Raw genomic sequence first — 17817 nt, 5'->3', positions numbered from 1 at the left:
ACTCCCTTTCTCTCTTTTGATTGCCTCGCATTCATATGTGGTGTCAGTTCGTCGAAATCATCACCAGGCACATATCGTCTTTTGGTTCTTCTGCTGTTTTCAGCTGTAATCGCTGCAGCAAAGCGCTTGGATCGTGTTCATCCTGCTCTCGCAAGCTGTTTATCAGCACAGCAGCATCATCGTCCATCTGTTCCTCCAGGCTTTCCACCAAACCGTCCGTAAAGAGAAGGATGCGTGCTTCCCCACGATAGGAAATCTCTCCCTGCCCAATATCGATCTGCGGAAAAAAACCCAGTGCACAGCACCCTTCTGTCAACTGCACCGTCTCTCCATCTACTATCGCGATTCCCGCCGGATGGCCAGCATTCACATACTGGATTGTCCGTTTTTCGGTATCAACGACCAAGTAAATAGCCGTGAAGTAATATTGGATGAGTCGATCTGACATCTGCAGCTGATTCATGCGGCGATTCAGCTCTTCCATGACCGCTTTTGGCTCGCTCAAGCCCATGATCGTGTCCTTGAGGGCAGCATACATATACATGCACACCAGCGAGGACGAGATCCCATGCCCCATCATATCCAGTAAGATGACGCCATAGCGCCCTGCACCAAGAGCATGCCAGGCATAAAAGTCTCCCGCAAGCTCTGAGGAGGGTTTATAGACAGCTGATATCTCGATTGCTTGATCCCGTATCGGGCTTGAGAGCATGCTGCGCTGGACTTGTCTTGCAAGCTCCAGCTCATTTTGAATTCGCTTGTCTCTCTTCTTGCGCAAATCTTTTTCGTGCTTGAGCCGTAGAGTAGATCGGATGCGCGCCAGAAGCTCCACTTTGTTAATCGGTTTCATTACGTAGTCGAGGGCACCTGCATCCAGCGCTTCCGCCATTTTATAGGAATCGCCCATGGCCGTAACAAAAATAATGGGCAGATCGCGATACCTCTCCTGACTCAAGACGGTTCTGCATGCTTCCACTCCGTCAATTTCCGGCATCATCAAGTCCATGAGCACCAAATCGACCGGAACCTCGGCTGCATTGGGAGAATCCATTTCCAGAAAATGATAGAGCTCTTTCGCCGATGAGAGCAGCACCAGATGATGATAGCCTGCTTTGCGCAGGATTTTTTCGATGATGACTAGGTTCGTTTCGTTATCGTCTACAATGACTATATCCATGGCAACCCCCTATCACGAGAAAATCAGGGGAAGCTCCCCTACTCTTTCCCTATCATAGCATGATCCTACTGAGAGCTCCTTCCTTTTACTACCCATCTGCAAGACACGTGAATCAGCTAATTTTCGAAATAGACCGTTCTGTGTTTCACTTTCGAAAAAAACGTTTATTGACTAGTAGGAACCAAACAAACTGCCACATAAAAGGAGAGATGAACGATGAATCAAACAGCTGATAACAATAAAAGTCTTTTGAAAGGAATGTTGATCGGAGGAGCGATCGGTGCAGCGGCTTCGTTGCTGATGGCGCCAAAATCCGGTTCGGCACTGCGAGAGGATTTGTCCAACGCTCTGGGCTCTCTCAGCGAAAAGAGCATGGGGCTCGCTTCTACTCTGAAGGAAAGAGCGCAAAACGCTGCAGATACAATCAGCATCCAGGCTTCCGAGCTGTCGGACAAAGCAATGGAAGGAAAACAAATTGTGGCGGATACCCTTCAGTCCGTCAAAGAAGATATGCAAGGAAGAAGCTAACGGAACTTGTGCTCGTGTATCCAAACTTTTCGGTGAGGAAGTGAAATTATGGAATATCCTGCTGTCCACCAAAAATTTATCGAGATGGGATTCGAGCGGATCGAACATGCGGTCACCTCGACTTATCGCCTCCCTATTCTCTGTGAAAAGACAGGGCGAGTTTATCCGTTGTTTGTCACGGCTGTCACCTTTGAGCATGGCCAAACGATGATCAACTATGAAGAGGCATCCTTCGAAGAGAGCAGGAGCGTTCCTCTCTCCGTCCGAAAAGCCGCCTATGAGAAGCTGATCGAGCTGGAGCAGCGTTTTCTAGAGTCGCCGTCCGCCTCAGTCAAGCAAGCGAAGAACGGCTCCATGGCACGAAATATGGAAGAAATCAAAAAGCTTGGCGAGGAAATGAAGGATCTCAAAACAGGCAGTGAAATTATCGATGAAAACAAGATCCCCGATCCGATTCAATAGCCGTGAACGAAGCAGCTCTTAAACGCCTGAAAGCAGCCTTAGTCCGATCCTACTGGACGCGGGCTGTTTTTCTGTTGAAAAGATTCGACCACTTCGGTAAAAATGAAACTACGTTGTTCGGCATAGAAGTTAGCATGGCTGCTTCCTAATTACGGTAAAGTGGATAAGGGGATGCGCTTAGAGACAAGGCAATTGAATCTGCAACAGACGAATGTATCAGGGGCAACATGGCAGGACGTTCGAGCAGAAGGGCTGATCAAGGAGACAGCATTTACCAGCCCCATGGGCAATATACGCCCGTAAATTTTCATCAGTGCGACCTTTCCCATGCGCAATTACGAAATTGAACGGACTGTGACATTACCGGTTTGAAAAGAAACGGGATCCTGCTATCGAATCTCCTCAAAAACAAATTACGGCGCACGTCAAAAGCCGGACATCCATTTGCAAAGGGATCCCCGGCTTTTTTCAACTCTTTTTTACAAGCATCATGGCGCTCTGCGATTTCTCTCTGACTTCCCCTCGCCTATCTTTACGCTTTTCAAATAGCGGTAGATGAGGTTGTCCAGCTTCCTTGATTTTTTTAGAACAAAGGCTCCAGAAAAGCTTGGACTGCCCTTCGCATATGCGGCTTGGTACAGTTCATTTCTCGCTTTCTCGATTTGGTTTATGATCAGGTCCCGCATGGCTTCACATCCCCTTTCGATACAATGACGTTTCCCGGGCAGGAGCTTTCCCCAACCCTTGGGGAGAGCCCCTGCCTTCTTCTCGATCTAAAACATCGGCGGATAGTAATAGATAGCCGAATCGTAGTCATTTCCCTCGTAGTAGGTACCGCCCCATGCAATCACGACGATCTTGTCATTTTCCATTTCGCTCTCCAGACGCTCAGCTTCCGCCTGCATGAAGCCCATGGATCTGAGTTTTGCACGCAGCGCTTCATCGCGGGTGCGGAAGACGTTCGCAATCGCTGTACCGAAGCCTTCCTCCAGCACGCCAATTTGTTCTGCGTTGGTTCTTTCTGCTACTCGCTCGGTACGGTCCTTGTCATAAGCAAGTACAAAGATATAGTCATCCCGGTACCCCTCTAATTTGAATTTTCTGACTTGTTCTCCTGCTTCCGTGACGTTTCGCACTGTTTTCACTTTCGTATCCATGACATACATCAAAATCCCTCCTAAATGGAATGTTGTGCTGGATGGAGACGATGCTCTCAATCCTCAAAGTGCTGTTCCGCTTGCTTGATCTGTATTACCCTTGAAAAACGGAAATGAAACAAGGCGTTACACAAAAAAAGCCACCCCTTGCCGGGCGGCTTCGTTATTGTAGCGATTAACTATTGGCAACGATTTGGACGCGCAGGTCCGTAACCAAATCCGCCAGCGTGACACTCCCCAATATCTCTTCCATCGCATTCTGTGCACGAGTCAGGATGAGCTCCAGCACGAATTGAATATTGGCACCCACTGGACATTGCGGATTGGGCTGCTCGTGGATATGGAATAGACCGCCTTCTTCCACGACATCTACGGCTCGATAGACATCAAGTAAGGTAATATCCTTCCATTCTTTCGTAAGCGAAGCTCCACCCGCACCCGGGCGCACATGGACAAACCCGGCTTTTTTCAACTGCCCCATCACCCGCCGAATAATTACAGGGTTCGTATTCACGCTGCCTGCGATCCACTCGGACGTACAGTGTGCCGTGGATTCGATGGAAAGTAGTGATAAGATATGGACAGCCATAGAAAAACGGCTACTGATTTTCATTTCGGTCACCCTTTCGTTGTAATGATTATAGTTACATCTCAAAGGGGAAGTCAAGTTACCTGAACTGTCACATCTTATCCCTCTGTCCCATTTTGATCTTTACTATAATGAATTTGCGGTTTTTCTTATTAGATAAAGGAAGGGTATGATGTTTGTCATGCTACGTCCACAAATTGAGGTTACCCCATCCACCGCCTTAATTGACGTCCCTGTCCATATTACACTGAGTGGCTTTGCCCCGCATCAACTGATTACACTCCACGCGACCCTCACGGATGGAATGCCAGGGGGAGAGATGTCCGCGTCGTCCCACGCTATTTTTCAGTCAGATGAGGACGGCAATGTCGATCTCGTTTCTCAAGCTCCCCTCTTCGGAACCTACGAAGGAATCGATCCGATGGGATTGTTTTGGTCCATGCACGTGCAGAGTCAGCGTTTTTACAGTCCTCATTCTTTGGATACGTTTGAATTTGCGCCTCGTTCGACGGAAATTCACCTGTCAGCCGAGGTGCATGGAAAAGTCATTGCTAAAGCGAATGTTACCCGAATCTTTGTCTCTCCAGAGGTCTCCATCGAGAAAATCCGGGAGAACGGTCTCGTTGGCCTGTATTTTTACGATCCACATGCGAAACCGCGCCCAGCCGTACTAGTTTTGGGTGGCAGTGAAGGTGGAATCGGATCTTCCTCCCAATTTGCCGCGTTGTTTGCGTCACATGGATATCCAGCTCTTGCTCTTGCTTATTTTCAATGCGACGATCTTCCTGACGATATTCGCCAAATTCCTTTGGAGTACATACAAAATGCCATCCAATGGCTTAAGACGCAACCTCAGGTTCATCCGGAAAAAATCGCGGTCTTTGGCCGTTCCAAAGGGGCAGAGCTCTCCCTTGTCATGGGGTCCTTCGATCCTGATATTCGAGCCGTCATCGCTTCCAGTCCCAGTTCCACCGTATGTATTGGATGTGACACCGAATCTGCTGACTCCGATATTTTTTCCCCACAGTCCTCCTGGTCCTTCCGGGGAGAACCCCTTCCTTTCGTCCCTTGGACAGAAACACAGTCCCGTGAAGCGAACGAGAGACTACAGACCAAGGAGCGAATCGACCATCTGCATAAAGAAGCTTGGAAAAACTGCGAGTGGATGGAGGACGCAAGCATTCCCGTTGAGCGGATACAAGGCCCTATCCTCTTATTATCCTCTGATGACGACCATTGGTGGCCATCTGCAGAGCACTGCGAGCAAATGGTCAAACGCTTGCGTGAAAACAGCTTCCCCCATGAAGTCGTTCACCTGCGCTATGAAAATACAGGGCACATGATACGTTTTCCCTATATCCCGACCACACGAACACAGCTAAATGGCGGAACAGCCAAGAACAATGCCTATGCCTGCGAGCATTCGTGGCGGGAGGTCCTGCTATTTTTAGAAAGAGCGTTTCCGAAAGCTTCTGGGACGACAGGCTGAGAAGAGAAAGAGCACAGGTCGCGAAAACGTTACCTGTGCTCTACTTTTTTTAAGATTGAGTCAGTGGATCTGCAGCGAATACCTGTGCAGCTGCGGATAGATAGTAAGCAAGTCCAGTTTGCTGTGCTTCCAGCATGGCCAGATGAAAGTCGTCCTGGAGAAAAAACGCTGTCTGATTGGCGAAATCAACGGCAGTCATGGTGTGACCATGCTGGTTTAAAAACGCCACATGCGTCTGGATTTTCTCTTTGATTCGTTCGTCAAAATGCTTGACTCCAGCTCTTAAGGCATCTGCCAGCTCTGTCATGAAAAAAACAGCTTCTCGCGCTTGCTCGTTCATTTCCTGCACGTCTATGGTACTCGTGTCGAGCTCTGCCTCGTAGGTTTCTTGCAAGTACTCTTTTTGTTCTTGTAGCGCACTCTTCCATTCTTCCTCGCTTGAAAATCCTGCAAACATTTCCTGTTTTCCCATCGTTACGCCTCCCTGAACCGCCTCTATCGATTTTTCCAACGTCCCTAGAATCTGCCCAAGTCTAGTCGCTTTCTTTCGCAGCATGGTTCTTTGTTCGGTCAGGATGCGCAATCGATCTACATCCCGCTCCAACAGCTGCTTGATTTGCAACAACGGGATCTCCAACTCCCGATAAAACAAAATGGCTTGCAGCCGCTCCACTTCCCCTCTACCGTAAAGCCTGTAGCCCGCTTGACTCACTTTCTCAGGCAAAAGAAGTCCAATCTTGTGGTAGTGGTGCAAGGTTTTAATCGTCACCTGGGAAATCGCGGACAGTTCCTTTACCGTATACAGCAACCACTCGTCACCTCCTCGAACAAAGAATAAAGGCTCCTCTAAGGGGAGAGTCAATAAACAAATCCATATTTAGTATAAATGAAATTTAGCTACATTTTTTCACGAGAGAGGATTATAATGAACACGTTTGCTTGCACTTCGTTTGACCAGTACCTGGGAGGCTTTTTTCAATGATCGACTATGTCATTAAGTTCTTGATCGGTGGCTGTGTTCTAGTTTTCGCTTCTTACTTGAGCAAGACCAAGAATATTTTTCTCTCCGGCATTATTACGACGCTGCCCATTCTTACCTTGTTAAACATGATGCTTCAGATCCAGTATCTAAACACGCAGGAATTTCATCTGGCTCAAAAAAGCGGTATATTAGGGGCTATTGGGCTGGTCTTGTTCGTGGCATCCTGCTACGTTTTGACGACCTGGCTGAAGCCTGGGTATGCAATACTCTTTGCGATCTGCATTCTATTCCTGTATTTTTGGATGTACAAACAGGTAACCGGCTAAAATCCATTCAAAAGAAAGAAAAGGTAAAGCCTACTCGGACGACGAAGTAGGCTTTACCCCTATCAAAAGCTGGAAAGGAAGTTGAGAAGCATGGATTGTATCTTTTGTAAAATCGTGAACGGGGAGCTCCCGTCAAAAAAAGTGTACGAGGATGATCACGTCGTTGCCTTTCATGATATCAACCCGATCGCACCGGTACATGTACTGATGATCCCCAAAAAGCATATTCAATCGCTGATGGCCATTGAACCTGAGGATAAAGAGCTCATCGGTCATCTTCATCTCGCCCTGCAAAAAGTAGCGGAAGCGATGGAAGTAAAAGACCCCGGCTTCCGTGTGATCACCAACATCGGCAAGCACGGACAGCAAACCGTCTTTCACTTGCATTACCACTTAATCGGCGGCAAACAGCTGGAATGGACGATGTAAACGGCTTACCTGGCCAAGCGTGACGTAATGTGGCGGGCAATTCCCTCGCCGTGGAATCTGCCGTTTTCAATAAAAATGGACTTTGTCCGGTGACCGGATGCGATGACACCCGCGATGTACAGTCCTGGCACATCGGTTTCCATGGTATCCGGATGATGAACGGGCGAACCCGTCTCTGGATCGATCTGTACGCCAAGTGATTGCAGGAAGGATCGATCCGGGCGGTACCCAATCAACGTAAACACATGATCGTTCTCGATATCCAGGATCTCATCCCCTGTTTTTACCCGAATGGAGCGCTCCCCGATCGACTCGACCGTTGATCCGAACATTATCCGAATCCTTCCCTTGTCAATCAAGCTTTCAAAGACAGGCCGCGTCCACGCTTTGACCCTCTCGGATATCTCTGTTCTGCGGCAAATGACAGTCACCTCTGCCCCTGCGCGCTCCAGCTCTATGGAGGCATCTACGGCAGAATTGTTCCCGCCGATGATGGCAACACGCAATCCCGCATACGGATGCGCTTCCTTATAAAACGAAGATACTTTCGGTAAATCCTCGCCTGGCACGTTTAGCCGATTGGGATTGTCAAAATATCCTGTGGCAATGACGAGATTCTTCGTCTCATACGTTTGCTGGCCGCCAAAACGATCCGTCGTATTTATTTGAAAGCCTACCTCCGTGCGAACGGTCGAAGTCACGGTTTCAAAGGTGTGGACACGAAGCTCTTCCCGTGATGCCACCAGCCGGTAGTATTGGAGCGCTTCCTGACGCGTCGGTTTATCATGAGCAGTCGTAAAAGGAATTTTTCCAATTTCTAATAATTCCGCCGTGCTGTGAAAAATCATATACGTCGGGTATCGATAAATAGAGTGGACTAATGAACCTTTTTCTATGTTAATCGGGTTTAGCCCTACTCTTTTGCAAGCGATCGCTGCGGCCAGACCACACGGACCAGCACCGACGATCAGTACGTCTTCCATAACTCTCCCGCCCCGTTTCTACTCTCTTTTCGTTTCCGTACTATCATATCATATCCCAGAGTCCGAAATACGTTCTCCCCGGTTGTCAACCCTTGATTCCCTGCCAATATATGATCAATGAAAGATTGGGTATCTCTCCTTATACTGGATGTATGATGAAAAAACAACACATACATATGTCGCTCCTAACAATTGTTTTGCTCACCTTTTGCTTCACGATGGGAGTCAGTGCCCCTGCCTCGACAGCCGCTTCGAGCAGCCTGCGCGACATTTCCAGCAGCTATGCAAAAGAGCAAATCGCCTCGTTGCAAAAGGCCGGCATTGTATCAGGCGATGAAAACGGATATTTCCATCCGGATCATCCCGTTACTCGTGCCGAGTTTGTGTCAATGCTAGATCGCACTCTGGGCGTAAAGCCTGTTTCAAGCAGTGTAGCGTCCTTTGGGGATGTGCCCAAATCTTCCTGGGCGTATGGGTACATTCAAGCAGCAGTGTCTCTCAACATGGCTAGCGGAACGAGTGCCAATACGTTTTCTCCGAATCGAACGATTTCACGCCAGGAAGCCGCAACCTTTTTGACGCGAGCGTTGGGGCTGAAACTAGCTTCTACAGCCGCCCCTTCCGTCAAAGATGCCAATGCGATTTCCAGTTGGGCACGCTCTTCGGTGAGCGCCGCCATGAACAAGAAATGGCTGGTAGGCTACCAAGGCTATTTCCGACCGACGGCCGCCATGTCCCGCGAAGAGACCGCCGTCCTTCTGAAACGAGTTCTCGATGAATTGAATGCGCAGACCGTATCGGCAAAACCATTGGTGTCCTTGGGCTGGCAGTATCAGTCCACCACACAGGAATTTATTGCGCAGGTACAAAAATCTGGCGTCAGTACGCTCTCTCCACGTTGGTATTTCCTGCAGAAGGACGGTTCTGTCAGCGATTTTTCTGACGCAGCTCTCGTTCATTGGGCACAGAAAAACGGAAAAGAAGTGTGGGCTTTGTTTGGCAATCAGTTTGATCCAGCCACGACCCATACGGTTTTGTCTGACAAAACCAAACGGACGGCCGTCGTGCAGAAGTTGAGCGCGTTTGTAGACAAGTACCAGCTGGACGGAATCAATGTAGACTTCGAAGGATTCAATCCTGCTGATCGCGACAACTTCACGGCATTCGTAAAAGAACTCGCTGCTGCCTTGCATGCAAAAGGAGCTGTCGTGTCGGTCGATATACCACCCGATACAGACACCGATTGGAGCGAACCGTTCGACTATACGAAATTGGCAAGCTATGCAGACTATCTCGTATTGATGGCCTATGAAGAACATTGGGTCGGAGCTACGGAAGCTGGCTCTGTGGCTTCGCTGCCTTGGTTTGAAAGTGTGATCAAAGGTGTCCTCGACGATGTTCCGGCACAAAAGCTGATCGTTGGAATGCCGCTTTATACTCGAGACTGGTATCAATCCGGCGGCAAGCTACAGTCTACGGACATCTCGATTCCGCAGTCGTACCAGCTCCTCTCCCAATACAAAGCGAGCACAAAATGGGATTCCTCCATCGGTCAGTACCGCTCTACCTTCAAGAAGCAAGGCGTATCCCACTCCATCTGGCTGGAAGAGAGTCGATCACTTGGGCTAAAAGCACAGTCCAGTCTGACCTGGCAAATCGGTGGTCTCGCCTATTGGTATATCGGTTCTGAATCTACGGATGTGTGGACCTCGATCGCGAATTCGATCTCGCTTACGCAAGCGAGACAAAAAATGTAACAGCATCCAAAGAAAAAGGCAGTGATTACTTTCGACCAAGAGGAAGTCGGAAAGCGTCACTGTCTTTTGTTTGCGTACAGTCCTCGTGCTATTCGTGTTTTTTTGTCGCCACCAGCAAGAACCGTTTTGCGTTGGTCCGAATCCCCTGCTCGCTGTTATTTTGCTTTATGTAGGTATGAAGTTTATGAAAATCATCGGCGTACTCACCAAAAGACGGTATGATCGGCGTGTGCAAGAGTAGAAACAGTACATCTTCCACTGACTGGTAGTATTCTTCCGCATCGTACTCCCGAACCTCTACTTCCAAGCCAGCAAGCTGCAGGTCTCGTCGGTAGTTTTCACGCAGCGCTCCATCATCCTCACCATAGCACTGCCCTCTGCCGAAGCAGCTTTTGAGCGCATACTTGTCGTGCTCACTTACTTGCTGTGACAAAAAAACGCCGCCTGGCTTTAATACTCTCGCTATCTCATAGGAATCAAAAGGAGCATGTCTGCTCGTAACCATGTCAAAAAAGCCATCGGGGAAAGAAAGGGCGGACGCATCCATTTGAAAGAATCGGACATTCCTGTGCGGTGAGGAGACGAGATTTTCCTGTGCTCTTTGGATCATGGCGCCTGAATGATCGATCCCTACCAAGAGCCGCACATGGCTGGCTATTTTTAAAACGGCTTCTCCGCCACCTGTCCCGATATCGAGTACCAGATCGTTTGGACGGCATCGCTGCAGGACTTCATGGGTGAAATCCCATGTCTCTCCTTTTGTTTTCACGTGCAAGCGAGTGAAATCCCACCCATTTTTCTTCCCGATGGATTCGTAGAAATCCCGATAGGCTGCCTCGTCCATGCCACTTATCCCTCCTTGCTCGCTTGATTGAAAAATAGGTACAGCTTGAATAGCAGGATGTTTCCAAATCGATCACCCATTCTGGGAATATGACGATGGTAAAAAGTTTGCTCTCCTGTTTTCCGCGAATTTCCATGCGGTTCCTTTTTGGAGCCGCCTTGTGCTACTCCCCGCTTTCCTGCCCTTCCACAAACCTTCCCATCACCACTGTGTGATAGTAGTTTCCGTCCGAGAGCAGTCGATCATGCTTCCATACTCCTTCGACTTCAAATCCTAGCTTTTCGTATAGCTGGATCGCCTTCCCATTTGTCTGAAGGACATTGAGCGTTATTTTCTTGATGCCATTGGAATCCGCCCATGCCAAGGATTGCTTCAATAGATTTTTGCCAATACCGAATCCCCAATACGCTTTCAAGATACAAACGCCAAATTCTGCTTTATGAGCAAAACGAGTCAAATAGGTCCCTTCACAGCGGGAAAATCCTACGATCTTATCCTCCACAACCGCGACCAGGAACAGATTTCTCGTCAGCTGTGCATCCATTTGGATGATCTGTTCAAATCCTGCAGGATCAATGAAAGCTTCTCCGGGCTCTCTGTCCAAATTTTCAGTTTCCCCATCGATTTTGACTCGTAATCCAGACAGCGCTTCTGCATCTGATGGAGCGGCTGATCGTATCGTATACGTAGTGCCCTTCACGTGATACTCCTGTTTGTCGATGATCATTGCGGCCTCTTTTCCTGTTTGGTGATTCGAATGAAAAGAAAGAACAGTCTCGTTAAACTTGTCGGGAGCCGGCTGAAACAGCGGCATCTTGCTGGCGTCTCTGGAACGGATGATTCACTCCGTGCCGATACACAGTCACTGATTGATCAGATGATGGTTGGAAATTTTTGAAAGAAAGTTATTTACCAGCAAGGGAAGAGAAATCAGGATGGGGGGATCGTCTGGTGCCGGTGGATACAGCCATGCATCTCGATGAGGGACGATGGCTCCTGAAGAGACCACAATCGGCTCTTTGGAGCGCGTACGCAGCGTCGTGTGGGGAAGTAAAATTTCTGAAGCCTGCATCTCCCAAAGAACAGATGTTGCCATGAGATAATACGTACCGGGTTTGACTCCTGTAAAACAGAAATGCCCCAGTGAAGACAGAACCGTCCCATACAGAGGGAGTCCCTCCGGTATAGGTTTTGCGAAAAGGCCGATCAATATGACACCCTCAAACGGGTAATCGCTATGTACGGTTCCAACCACTCGCCCTCGCCCCGGCGAAACAGGATGCTCCAGCTGCCATTCCCCTAGCGAGCGCAAAGCATGAAGGTTTGTATGGGTCGCCTGTACCGAGTTGCGAAATTCCGTCGGGGAAACGCCAACCTTTTCTGTAAAACGGCTAGAGAATGTCCCCAAGCTTTGCTGACCAATCTCCAACCCAATATCGCGAACGCTCATATTCGTGTGGATCAGGAGGTCTTTTGCTTTTTGGAGGCGAAGCGAAGACACGTAGTAAAGCGGTGGAAGACCCATTCTTTCCTTAAAAAGACGTGTAAAATGATAAGGACTATACGCGACATACGATGCCAATCGTGATAGAGGAAGCGGCTCATCGATATATTGGTGAATATACGCGATCAGCGCATCAATTTCAGCATTCTCCATACTTGCACCATCCTTTGCGCCAGGACTCCGGAGGGAATTTCACCATCCAGAACAATCGTTCGCATATTATTCTAGCATAGATTTTCCTCCTATGGAACAGCCAATCTACCCAGTAATTGTTAGAAAACTTGGCTGCGGCAAGCCTTTGGGCGCAGTCTTAGTTGAACTTATACTGGATAAGAATCTTATAAATTCTTACTGTAGAAAAAAGACTGCCTTCACGGAATTTTATCCGCGACGACAGTCTTTCAGTTAGGTATTCATTTATCCGACTTTTTGCAGCAGCTTCCCACGTAGCTTCGTGAGCATATCTGCCGTCATTTTTTCCAAGTCGTACTCGTACGTAAAGCCCCACTCCTCTTTCGCACAGCTCGCATTGATGGAGTTCGGCCAGCTTTCTGCGATTGCCTGACGAACAGGATCCACTTGATACGAAAGCTTGAACTCAGGGATATGCTTGCGAATCGCAGCTGCCACTTGTTCTGGCTCGATGCTCATGGCTGTCACGTTGAAGGCATTGCGATGCTTAAGCTTGGAGGCATCAGCTTCCATCAGGTTGATGATCGCGTTCAGCGCATCCGGCATATACATCATGTCCATATATGTGTCTTTCGCGATATAAGAGGTGTATGCCCCTTCTTGGATGGCTTTGTAGTAAATTTCAACGGCGTAATCTGTCGTCCCCCCACCTGGAGGTGCTACATAGGAAATCAGACCAGGAAAGCGCACTCCACGTGTATCCACGCCGAATTTCTGGTAGTAGTAATCGCACAGCAGTTCACCCGATACTTTGTTTACCCCGTACATGGTCGTAGGACGTTGGATCGTATCCTGCGGGGTGCCATTTTTCGGTGTGGAAGGACCGAATGCCCCAATAGAGCTTGGCGTGAAAAACTGGCAGTTGAGCTCTCGAGCTGCTTCCAGAGCATTCACCAGTCCACCCATGTTCAGGTTCCACGCGAGCAGTGGCTTTGCTTCCGCCGTAGCGGAAAGAAGGGCAGCCAGATGCATGATGGTGTCTACTTGATGAGTTTTTGCCAGCTCGAACATACGATTGGCATCTGTCACATCGAGAATTTCAAACGGCCCTGACTGCACCACTAGGTCTTCGTCTCGTTTTCTGATGTCTGTCGCGATTACTTGGTCATTTCCGTAAACCTCGCGCAATTTCATGACGAGCTCCGAGCCGATTTGTCCCAATGCGCCAGTAACTAGTATCTTCTTCATTTCAGGATCCCCATTTCCTTCCCAACTTTTTCGTAGATGCCAAGGGCACGATCCAGCATTTCTTTTGTATGAGCAGCAGTTGGCATATTCCGTACGCGTCCTGTTCCTTTTGCAACGGTTGGGAACACGATCGCTTTGGCATAAACGCCTTCTTCATACAGTCGCTTGCTGAATTCCTGTGTTTGTTGTTCGTCGCCAATAATGCAAGGTGTGATAGGTGTTTCGCTTGCACCAATATCGAAGCCCAGTTCTTTCAGACCCTTTTTCAGGTAATGTCCATTGTCCCATAGCTTGTCGTGCAACTCTGTGCTGCTTTGCAGGATATCGATGGCTTGAATCGATGCCGCAACATCTGCAGGAGTCAGCGCAGTCGAGAACAGGAACGGACGGCTGCGTACCTTGAGCCAGTCGATCAGCTCCTGTCTTCCCGCTACATACCCTCCAATAACCCCGATGGCTTTGGAAAGAGTCCCAATCTGGAAGTCAATCTTATCCGACAGACCGAAATGCTTTACGGTTCCTGCGCCTTTACCCAACACGCCCGAGCCGTGAGCGTCATCCACGTAAGTCATGAGGTCGTATTCTTCAGCAACCTCAACGATTTCCGGAAGCTTGGCAATATCGCCGTCCATGGAGAATACGCCGTCTGTGATGACCATGAGCTTTTTGTATTTACCGGATTCTCTAGCTTCCTTGGCCTTCGCACGCAAATCATCGATATCCGAGTGGTTCACACGAATGATTTGAGCGCGGGATAGACGGCAGCCGTCGATGATGGAAGCGTGGTTTAGCTCATCAGACAAAATTGCATCATCTTTGTCCATAACCGCAGAAATGGCGGCCATATTGCAGTTAAACCCGGACTGATACGCGATTGCCGCTTCCGTATGCTTGAAAGCTGCGAGCTTTTCCTCCAATTGAATGTGCAGCTCCATGGTTCCATTAATGGTACGGACCGCACCTGCCCCGACACCGTATTTCTGTGCAGCAGCAACTGCGGCATCGATCAGGCGATGGTCCGTTGCCAGTCCCAAATAGTTATTCGAGGAGAGGTTAATCAGCTCTTTGCCAGAGATCTTGATTACCGGACCATTCGCACTTTGCAGCGGATCGATTACGTTGTATAGTCCTTTGCTTTTCAGATCTGCCAAATTTTCATGTAAAAAAGTGGTCAAGGTTTTGCTCGCCAAGTCGAATCCCTCCATCATTTCAGTGGTAGAAGTAATTTCCACAAAAACATGTGTACTCCTGAAAAAGACATTAGTATTTGAATGAAATCGCATGATATCAGCTTTATTTGTAATAAGATTATCACTTTTCTCTTGTTGTGTCCATATGACAAAGACATTACAGAGAGCGTTTTCACTATTTTTTTCTGATCTCGTTCCTCATAATTTCTCCTGAACCCTCCATATTAGCCCTTCGAAATCTTGGCGTTTCCTGCAAAAAAAAAGCCACCCTCCAGCGGTTTAGGCTAAAGTGCGGTTTGTGGCTACTTCTTTACTTTTTCTGATTTTAAAATCCCTTGAGGTGCGTCTCCTACTCGGACAAAGCCGTCCTCAAAACGGTGCGAGACTAACGATGCTACCGGCTCGCCCTTCACAAAATGCTGCTCAACCAGTGAAGGCGCTATTTCAGGTGTAATTTGTTTGTACCAGATGCCTTCTGGATACACGATCATGACAGGCGCATCTTCACAGCGTCCATTGCAGCGCGTACGAGTCGTGTGCACACGATCATCCAGTCCTGCCTCGGCAATGGCCTCACGGATGGCGATGGTTACTTCTTCTCCGCCTTTCCGGTTGCAGCTGCTGCCGTTGCATAGCAAAACGTGATGCTTGGTTTGCGATAGGTTCCATGTTGCCATTTTCTTTCCTCCTTTAACCCAATAAAACGGAAGTACTACGGTTTATGTACATACGCCCTATCTTACCTTGCCAGAAAACCCCTGTCTATAGCGCAATTTGCAATTCCCAGACTGTTTTGTTTCTGATAGAATATATGTTCGTATACTATTCAACAAGATTGGTGGTGTTAGCATTGTCGGTGACCAAACAGCGCGACGCCCTGCAGCTTTTGCAATCCATTGGCTCTTACCCATGGTACGTCGAAAAGTTTATCGAACATAAAAAAACGAAAAAAAACTCTCCCTCCACGCTGCTCGGGTATTTGCGTGACTGCTCTTTCTTCTTTCGCTGGATGATGACAGAGGGACTGACTGCTGCAACTGACATGAAGGAGATCCCTTTGGCAGATCTCAATGAACTGAAAAAGGAATCCGTGGAAAGCTACATCCTCTACCTGCAAGAGTCCCATCTTTATGAGCGCTCTGCTCTTCTGAGCCATCCAACGAAAAGCTCGCGAAAAGAGTATAGTGACAAGACCATCAGCCGAAAGATTTCCAGTCTCAAATCCTTGTTTCATTATTTGTCGGCCATCGCTGAAGATGATCGTGGCGAATCGTATTTGACACGCAATGTACTGGCAAAAATCGAGCTGGAGACTACGGAGCTGACTCCTCTGGCCAGAGCGCATGCTATCCGGGCGAAAATCCTGATTGATGATGAGATCTACCAGTTCGTTGATTTCATTTACAATGGATACCTTGCCCACTGCCAAACCACAAAAAAGCAGCAGTACCACATGCAAAACAGAGATCGTGATACGGCTATCGTTGCCATGATTCTGTCTGGCGGCTTTCGGGTATCCGAGATTGTCAGCCTGAATCTGTCTGACATCGTACTGGAGAAAAACCAGCTGAAGATGATTCGAAAAGGGAAAAAGGAGGACGCACCTTTCTTTAGTGACTGGGGAAAAGAGTACTTGGCCAAGTATCTGCAGGTTCGAGCCAACTACCATCCGTCTGCACAGGAAGACGCCGTTTTTTTAGCTGTCTCCCCTTCCAATCCCCATGGACATCGTATCGAAGTGCGTTCTGTGCAAAAGCTGGTTAAAAAATACGCCAAAGCTTTCGGAATCCCTGATCTGTCCGTCCACAAGCTGCGCCATAGTTTTGCCACCCAGTTTTTGCGGCTGAATCCCGATCCCCATCAGTTGCAGGCACAGCTCGGCCACTCCAAGATCGAAACAACGATGCAATACGCGCATGTCCTGGAGGATGCCCTGAGTAAAGCCGTAAATCGCACTACATAATGAAGAAAGGAATGGCTGCTCTAATCATGGGCAGCTTTTTCTTCCTTAGTATAGGAATGCTTGCAGCAAAGTGGATAGAACTGTTTCGCAAAAAGAAACGGCGAAAAAGCTTCCCTGTATCCATACAGAGAAGCTTTCGGCATGCTAGATTGCCCACGCAAAGGTCACTTCTTCCTGCGCCGCTTGTTTTTGCTCTTGAGTAATCAGCCCCTGTTCCACCATCCTGCCCAGAACGACGGCTTGACGCTCCTTCGCTTTTTCCCAATGCTTAAGTGGAGAATATGCCTCTGGAGCCTTCGGTAGAGATGCCAAAATGGCTGACTCGCCGAGGCTTATCACACTCGGATCTGCTCCATTCACCCTTTTTCCAAAGTACAGCTGGCTGGCGGACTCGATCCCATACTGGCCATGGCCAAAGTAAATGACATTCAAATACATCTCCAGGAGCTCTTTTTTGCTGTATCGCTGTTCCAGTTGATAGGCAATCGCGATCTCCTTTGCCTTTCGTAGGATCGTTTTGTCCTGGGTCAAGAATAGATTGCGTGCGAGCTGCATCGTAATCGTACTGCCCCCTTGGACATAGGAACCAGCTTGTACATCTGCCCAGATTGCCCGAGCGAAGGCGATATAATCGACCCCATGGTGTTTCCAGTAGCGATGGTCTTCAATCGCCACAAAGGATTGCCACAAGTAATCCGGCATCTCATCTAGTGTCACGTAGCTGCCAGAAGCCGCTTTCTCGACCTGCTGCAGCTTCTTTTGATCGATCCATGCATTCCCAGCAAAGCTAAGCATGCTCGGAAGCGAAAAAACGCAGACGATGATCAGAATGACAGGCAACCATAAACGTTTTTTCCAGGATGCGTTTTTTCGCTTCGGTCTATCGACATTCTTTATCGTAAATAGAGGATCGTTTTCATGGGTCGCCGATACGGAAAGTTGATTCATGCTGGATTCCCCCTACCTTGCTTCTGTACTCATTGTAGGGAAAAGGCAGCGTACGTCCCATCGAATCCACTTACAGGAACCTTACATTTCCGTAAGACACAGTGAAAAA

At 48.4% G+C, this 17817-nt stretch carries 21 protein-coding genes; 8 read left to right on the top strand and 13 right to left on the bottom strand.

Going from position 1 to position 17817, the window contains the following annotated elements; genetic code table 11:
- Positions 1 to 43 precede the first annotated feature (43 nt).
- Positions 44 to 1177: a PP2C family protein-serine/threonine phosphatase gene (locus ACLIN2_RS14155; RefSeq protein ID WP_411504343.1), complete on the bottom strand. Its 1134-nt coding sequence runs from the start codon at positions 1175 to 1177 to the stop codon at positions 44 to 46.
- Positions 1178 to 1393: 216 nt separating this feature from the next.
- On the opposite strand from ACLIN2_RS14155, the gene ACLIN2_RS14150 reads away from it, so the two are divergent.
- The 3 genes from ACLIN2_RS14150 (at position 1394) to ACLIN2_RS14140 (ending at position 2470) form a co-directional block, all read left to right on the top strand.
- On the top strand, positions 1394 to 1705 hold the full coding sequence (locus tag ACLIN2_RS14150; RefSeq protein WP_411504342.1) for a YtxH domain-containing protein: 312 nt from the start codon (positions 1394 to 1396) through the stop codon (positions 1703 to 1705).
- A gap of 48 nt (positions 1706 to 1753) precedes the next feature.
- Positions 1754 to 2167: a hypothetical protein gene (locus ACLIN2_RS14145; RefSeq protein WP_411504341.1), complete on the top strand. Its 414-nt coding sequence runs from the start codon at positions 1754 to 1756 to the stop codon at positions 2165 to 2167.
- Positions 2168 to 2338: 171 nt separating this feature from the next.
- The gene (locus ACLIN2_RS14140; RefSeq protein ID WP_411504340.1) at positions 2339 to 2470 is read left to right on the top strand and encodes a hypothetical protein; all 132 of its coding nucleotides are present in this window, start codon (positions 2339 to 2341) and stop codon (positions 2468 to 2470) included.
- Between the two features lie 185 nt (positions 2471 to 2655).
- Here the strand turns inward: ACLIN2_RS14140 and ACLIN2_RS14135 are convergent, their stop codons facing one another.
- From ACLIN2_RS14135 to ACLIN2_RS14125, 3 genes are all read right to left on the bottom strand, one after another.
- A complete protein-coding gene (locus ACLIN2_RS14135; protein ID WP_411504339.1) occupies positions 2656 to 2853 on the bottom strand; it encodes an aspartyl-phosphate phosphatase Spo0E family protein in 198 nt (65 codons plus the stop codon).
- 87 nt (positions 2854 to 2940) lie between these two features.
- Positions 2941 to 3333: a general stress protein gene (locus ACLIN2_RS14130; RefSeq protein WP_411504338.1), complete on the bottom strand. Its 393-nt coding sequence runs from the start codon at positions 3331 to 3333 to the stop codon at positions 2941 to 2943.
- Between the two features lie 166 nt (positions 3334 to 3499).
- Positions 3500 to 3937 carry an Rrf2 family transcriptional regulator gene (locus ACLIN2_RS14125; RefSeq protein ID WP_092272497.1) on the bottom strand — a complete coding sequence of 146 codons (438 nt, stop codon included), beginning with the start codon at positions 3935 to 3937 and terminating at the stop codon, positions 3500 to 3502.
- Positions 3938 to 4085: 148 nt separating this feature from the next.
- Here ACLIN2_RS14125 and ACLIN2_RS14120 point away from each other — a divergent pair, with 148 nt between their 5' ends.
- On the top strand, positions 4086 to 5402 hold the full coding sequence (locus ACLIN2_RS14120) for an acyl-CoA thioesterase/bile acid-CoA:amino acid N-acyltransferase family protein (RefSeq protein ID WP_411504337.1): 1317 nt from the start codon (positions 4086 to 4088) through the stop codon (positions 5400 to 5402).
- Between the two features lie 49 nt (positions 5403 to 5451).
- On the opposite strand, the gene ACLIN2_RS14115 is transcribed toward ACLIN2_RS14120, so the two are convergent.
- Positions 5452 to 6210, bottom strand: a complete 759-nt coding sequence (locus ACLIN2_RS14115; protein ID WP_411504336.1) for a MerR family transcriptional regulator — start codon at positions 6208 to 6210, stop codon at positions 5452 to 5454.
- Positions 6211 to 6380: 170 nt separating this feature from the next.
- Between ACLIN2_RS14115 and ACLIN2_RS14110 the strand changes: the two genes are divergently transcribed.
- Both ACLIN2_RS14110 and ACLIN2_RS14105 read left to right on the top strand, forming a co-directional pair.
- Positions 6381 to 6710 (top strand): GlpM family protein, encoded by a 330-nt coding sequence (locus ACLIN2_RS14110; RefSeq protein ID WP_411504335.1) that lies wholly within the window; start codon positions 6381 to 6383, stop codon positions 6708 to 6710.
- Between the two features lie 90 nt (positions 6711 to 6800).
- Positions 6801 to 7139, top strand: a complete 339-nt coding sequence (locus tag ACLIN2_RS14105; protein ID WP_092272490.1) for a histidine triad nucleotide-binding protein — start codon at positions 6801 to 6803, stop codon at positions 7137 to 7139.
- A 5-nt stretch (positions 7140 to 7144) separates the two neighbouring features.
- Here ACLIN2_RS14105 and ACLIN2_RS14100 read toward each other — a convergent pair whose 3' ends face one another.
- Entirely contained in the window at positions 7145 to 8122 is a 978-nt protein-coding gene (locus ACLIN2_RS14100; protein WP_411504334.1) for a YpdA family putative bacillithiol disulfide reductase, read from the bottom strand.
- A 155-nt stretch (positions 8123 to 8277) separates the two neighbouring features.
- Between ACLIN2_RS14100 and ACLIN2_RS14095 the strand changes: the two genes are divergently transcribed.
- Complete coding sequence (locus ACLIN2_RS14095; protein ID WP_411504333.1) at positions 8278 to 9879, top strand: S-layer homology domain-containing protein; 1602 nt, start codon at positions 8278 to 8280, stop codon at positions 9877 to 9879.
- A gap of 88 nt (positions 9880 to 9967) precedes the next feature.
- On the opposite strand, the gene ACLIN2_RS14090 is transcribed toward ACLIN2_RS14095, so the two are convergent.
- From ACLIN2_RS14090 to ACLIN2_RS14065, 6 genes are all read right to left on the bottom strand, one after another.
- Entirely contained in the window at positions 9968 to 10723 is a 756-nt protein-coding gene (locus tag ACLIN2_RS14090) for a class I SAM-dependent methyltransferase (protein WP_411504332.1), read from the bottom strand.
- 163 nt (positions 10724 to 10886) lie between these two features.
- Positions 10887 to 11450 carry a GNAT family N-acetyltransferase gene (locus tag ACLIN2_RS14085; RefSeq protein WP_411504331.1) on the bottom strand — a complete coding sequence of 188 codons (564 nt, stop codon included), beginning with the start codon at positions 11448 to 11450 and terminating at the stop codon, positions 10887 to 10889.
- A gap of 135 nt (positions 11451 to 11585) precedes the next feature.
- Positions 11586 to 12380: a helix-turn-helix transcriptional regulator gene (locus tag ACLIN2_RS14080; RefSeq protein ID WP_328211310.1), complete on the bottom strand. Its 795-nt coding sequence runs from the start codon at positions 12378 to 12380 to the stop codon at positions 11586 to 11588.
- Positions 12381 to 12644: 264 nt separating this feature from the next.
- Complete coding sequence (locus tag ACLIN2_RS14075; protein ID WP_411504330.1) at positions 12645 to 13607, bottom strand: L-threonine 3-dehydrogenase; 963 nt, start codon at positions 13605 to 13607, stop codon at positions 12645 to 12647.
- Positions 13604 to 14797 (bottom strand): glycine C-acetyltransferase, encoded by a 1194-nt coding sequence (locus ACLIN2_RS14070; RefSeq protein ID WP_411504329.1) that lies wholly within the window; start codon positions 14795 to 14797, stop codon positions 13604 to 13606. Before ACLIN2_RS14070 ends, ACLIN2_RS14075 begins: the two co-directional genes overlap by 4 nt.
- 302 nt (positions 14798 to 15099) lie before the next feature.
- The gene (locus tag ACLIN2_RS14065; RefSeq protein ID WP_411504328.1) at positions 15100 to 15474 is read right to left on the bottom strand and encodes a (2Fe-2S) ferredoxin domain-containing protein; all 375 of its coding nucleotides are present in this window, start codon (positions 15472 to 15474) and stop codon (positions 15100 to 15102) included.
- A gap of 173 nt (positions 15475 to 15647) precedes the next feature.
- On the opposite strand from ACLIN2_RS14065, the gene xerS reads away from it, so the two are divergent.
- A complete protein-coding gene (xerS, locus tag ACLIN2_RS14060) occupies positions 15648 to 16760 on the top strand; it encodes a tyrosine recombinase XerS (protein ID WP_411504327.1) in 1113 nt (370 codons plus the stop codon).
- A 144-nt stretch (positions 16761 to 16904) separates the two neighbouring features.
- On the opposite strand, the gene ACLIN2_RS14055 is transcribed toward xerS, so the two are convergent.
- Positions 16905 to 17708: a transglycosylase domain-containing protein gene (locus tag ACLIN2_RS14055; protein WP_411504326.1), complete on the bottom strand. Its 804-nt coding sequence runs from the start codon at positions 17706 to 17708 to the stop codon at positions 16905 to 16907.
- Positions 17709 to 17817: the final 109 nt, after the last annotated feature.

The sequence above is a fragment of the Brevibacillus centrosporus genome (genome assembly GCF_046622605.1).
Classification (GTDB): Bacteria; Bacillota; Bacilli; order Brevibacillales; family Brevibacillaceae; genus Brevibacillus; species Brevibacillus centrosporus.
Note: the sequence above shows the minus strand (reverse complement) of the source record. Positions and strands in the feature narration are given on the sequence as shown.

Excerpts from the sequence above, each read along its gene's own strand:
- ACLIN2_RS14155 (WP_411504343.1), bottom strand. The coding sequence starts at position 1,177 with ATGGATATAGTCATTGTAGACGATAACGAAACGAACCTAGTCATCATC.
- ACLIN2_RS14150 (WP_411504342.1), top strand. The coding sequence starts at position 1,394 with ATGAATCAAACAGCTGATAACAATAAAAGTCTTTTGAAAGGAATGTTG.
- ACLIN2_RS14145 (WP_411504341.1), top strand. The coding sequence starts at position 1,754 with ATGGAATATCCTGCTGTCCACCAAAAATTTATCGAGATGGGATTCGAG.
- ACLIN2_RS14140 (WP_411504340.1), top strand. The coding sequence starts at position 2,339 with ATGCGCTTAGAGACAAGGCAATTGAATCTGCAACAGACGAATGTATCA.
- ACLIN2_RS14135 (WP_411504339.1), bottom strand. The coding sequence starts at position 2,853 with ATGCGGGACCTGATCATAAACCAAATCGAGAAAGCGAGAAATGAACTG.
- ACLIN2_RS14130 (WP_411504338.1), bottom strand. The coding sequence starts at position 3,333 with ATGTATGTCATGGATACGAAAGTGAAAACAGTGCGAAACGTCACGGAA.
- ACLIN2_RS14125 (WP_092272497.1), bottom strand. The coding sequence starts at position 3,937 with ATGAAAATCAGTAGCCGTTTTTCTATGGCTGTCCATATCTTATCACTA.
- ACLIN2_RS14120 (WP_411504337.1), top strand. The coding sequence starts at position 4,086 with ATGTTTGTCATGCTACGTCCACAAATTGAGGTTACCCCATCCACCGCC.
- ACLIN2_RS14110 (WP_411504335.1), top strand. The coding sequence starts at position 6,381 with ATGATCGACTATGTCATTAAGTTCTTGATCGGTGGCTGTGTTCTAGTT.
- ACLIN2_RS14105 (WP_092272490.1), top strand. The coding sequence starts at position 6,801 with ATGGATTGTATCTTTTGTAAAATCGTGAACGGGGAGCTCCCGTCAAAA.
- ACLIN2_RS14100 (WP_411504334.1), bottom strand. The coding sequence starts at position 8,122 with ATGGAAGACGTACTGATCGTCGGTGCTGGTCCGTGTGGTCTGGCCGCA.
- ACLIN2_RS14095 (WP_411504333.1), top strand. The coding sequence starts at position 8,278 with ATGAAAAAACAACACATACATATGTCGCTCCTAACAATTGTTTTGCTC.
- ACLIN2_RS14090 (WP_411504332.1), bottom strand. The coding sequence starts at position 10,723 with ATGGACGAGGCAGCCTATCGGGATTTCTACGAATCCATCGGGAAGAAA.
- ACLIN2_RS14085 (WP_411504331.1), bottom strand. The coding sequence starts at position 11,450 with ATGATCATCGACAAACAGGAGTATCACGTGAAGGGCACTACGTATACG.
- ACLIN2_RS14080 (WP_328211310.1), bottom strand. The coding sequence starts at position 12,380 with ATGGAGAATGCTGAAATTGATGCGCTGATCGCGTATATTCACCAATAT.
- ACLIN2_RS14075 (WP_411504330.1), bottom strand. The coding sequence starts at position 13,607 with ATGAAGAAGATACTAGTTACTGGCGCATTGGGACAAATCGGCTCGGAG.
- ACLIN2_RS14065 (WP_411504328.1), bottom strand. The coding sequence starts at position 15,474 with ATGGCAACATGGAACCTATCGCAAACCAAGCATCACGTTTTGCTATGC.
- ACLIN2_RS14055 (WP_411504326.1), bottom strand. The coding sequence starts at position 17,708 with ATGAATCAACTTTCCGTATCGGCGACCCATGAAAACGATCCTCTATTT.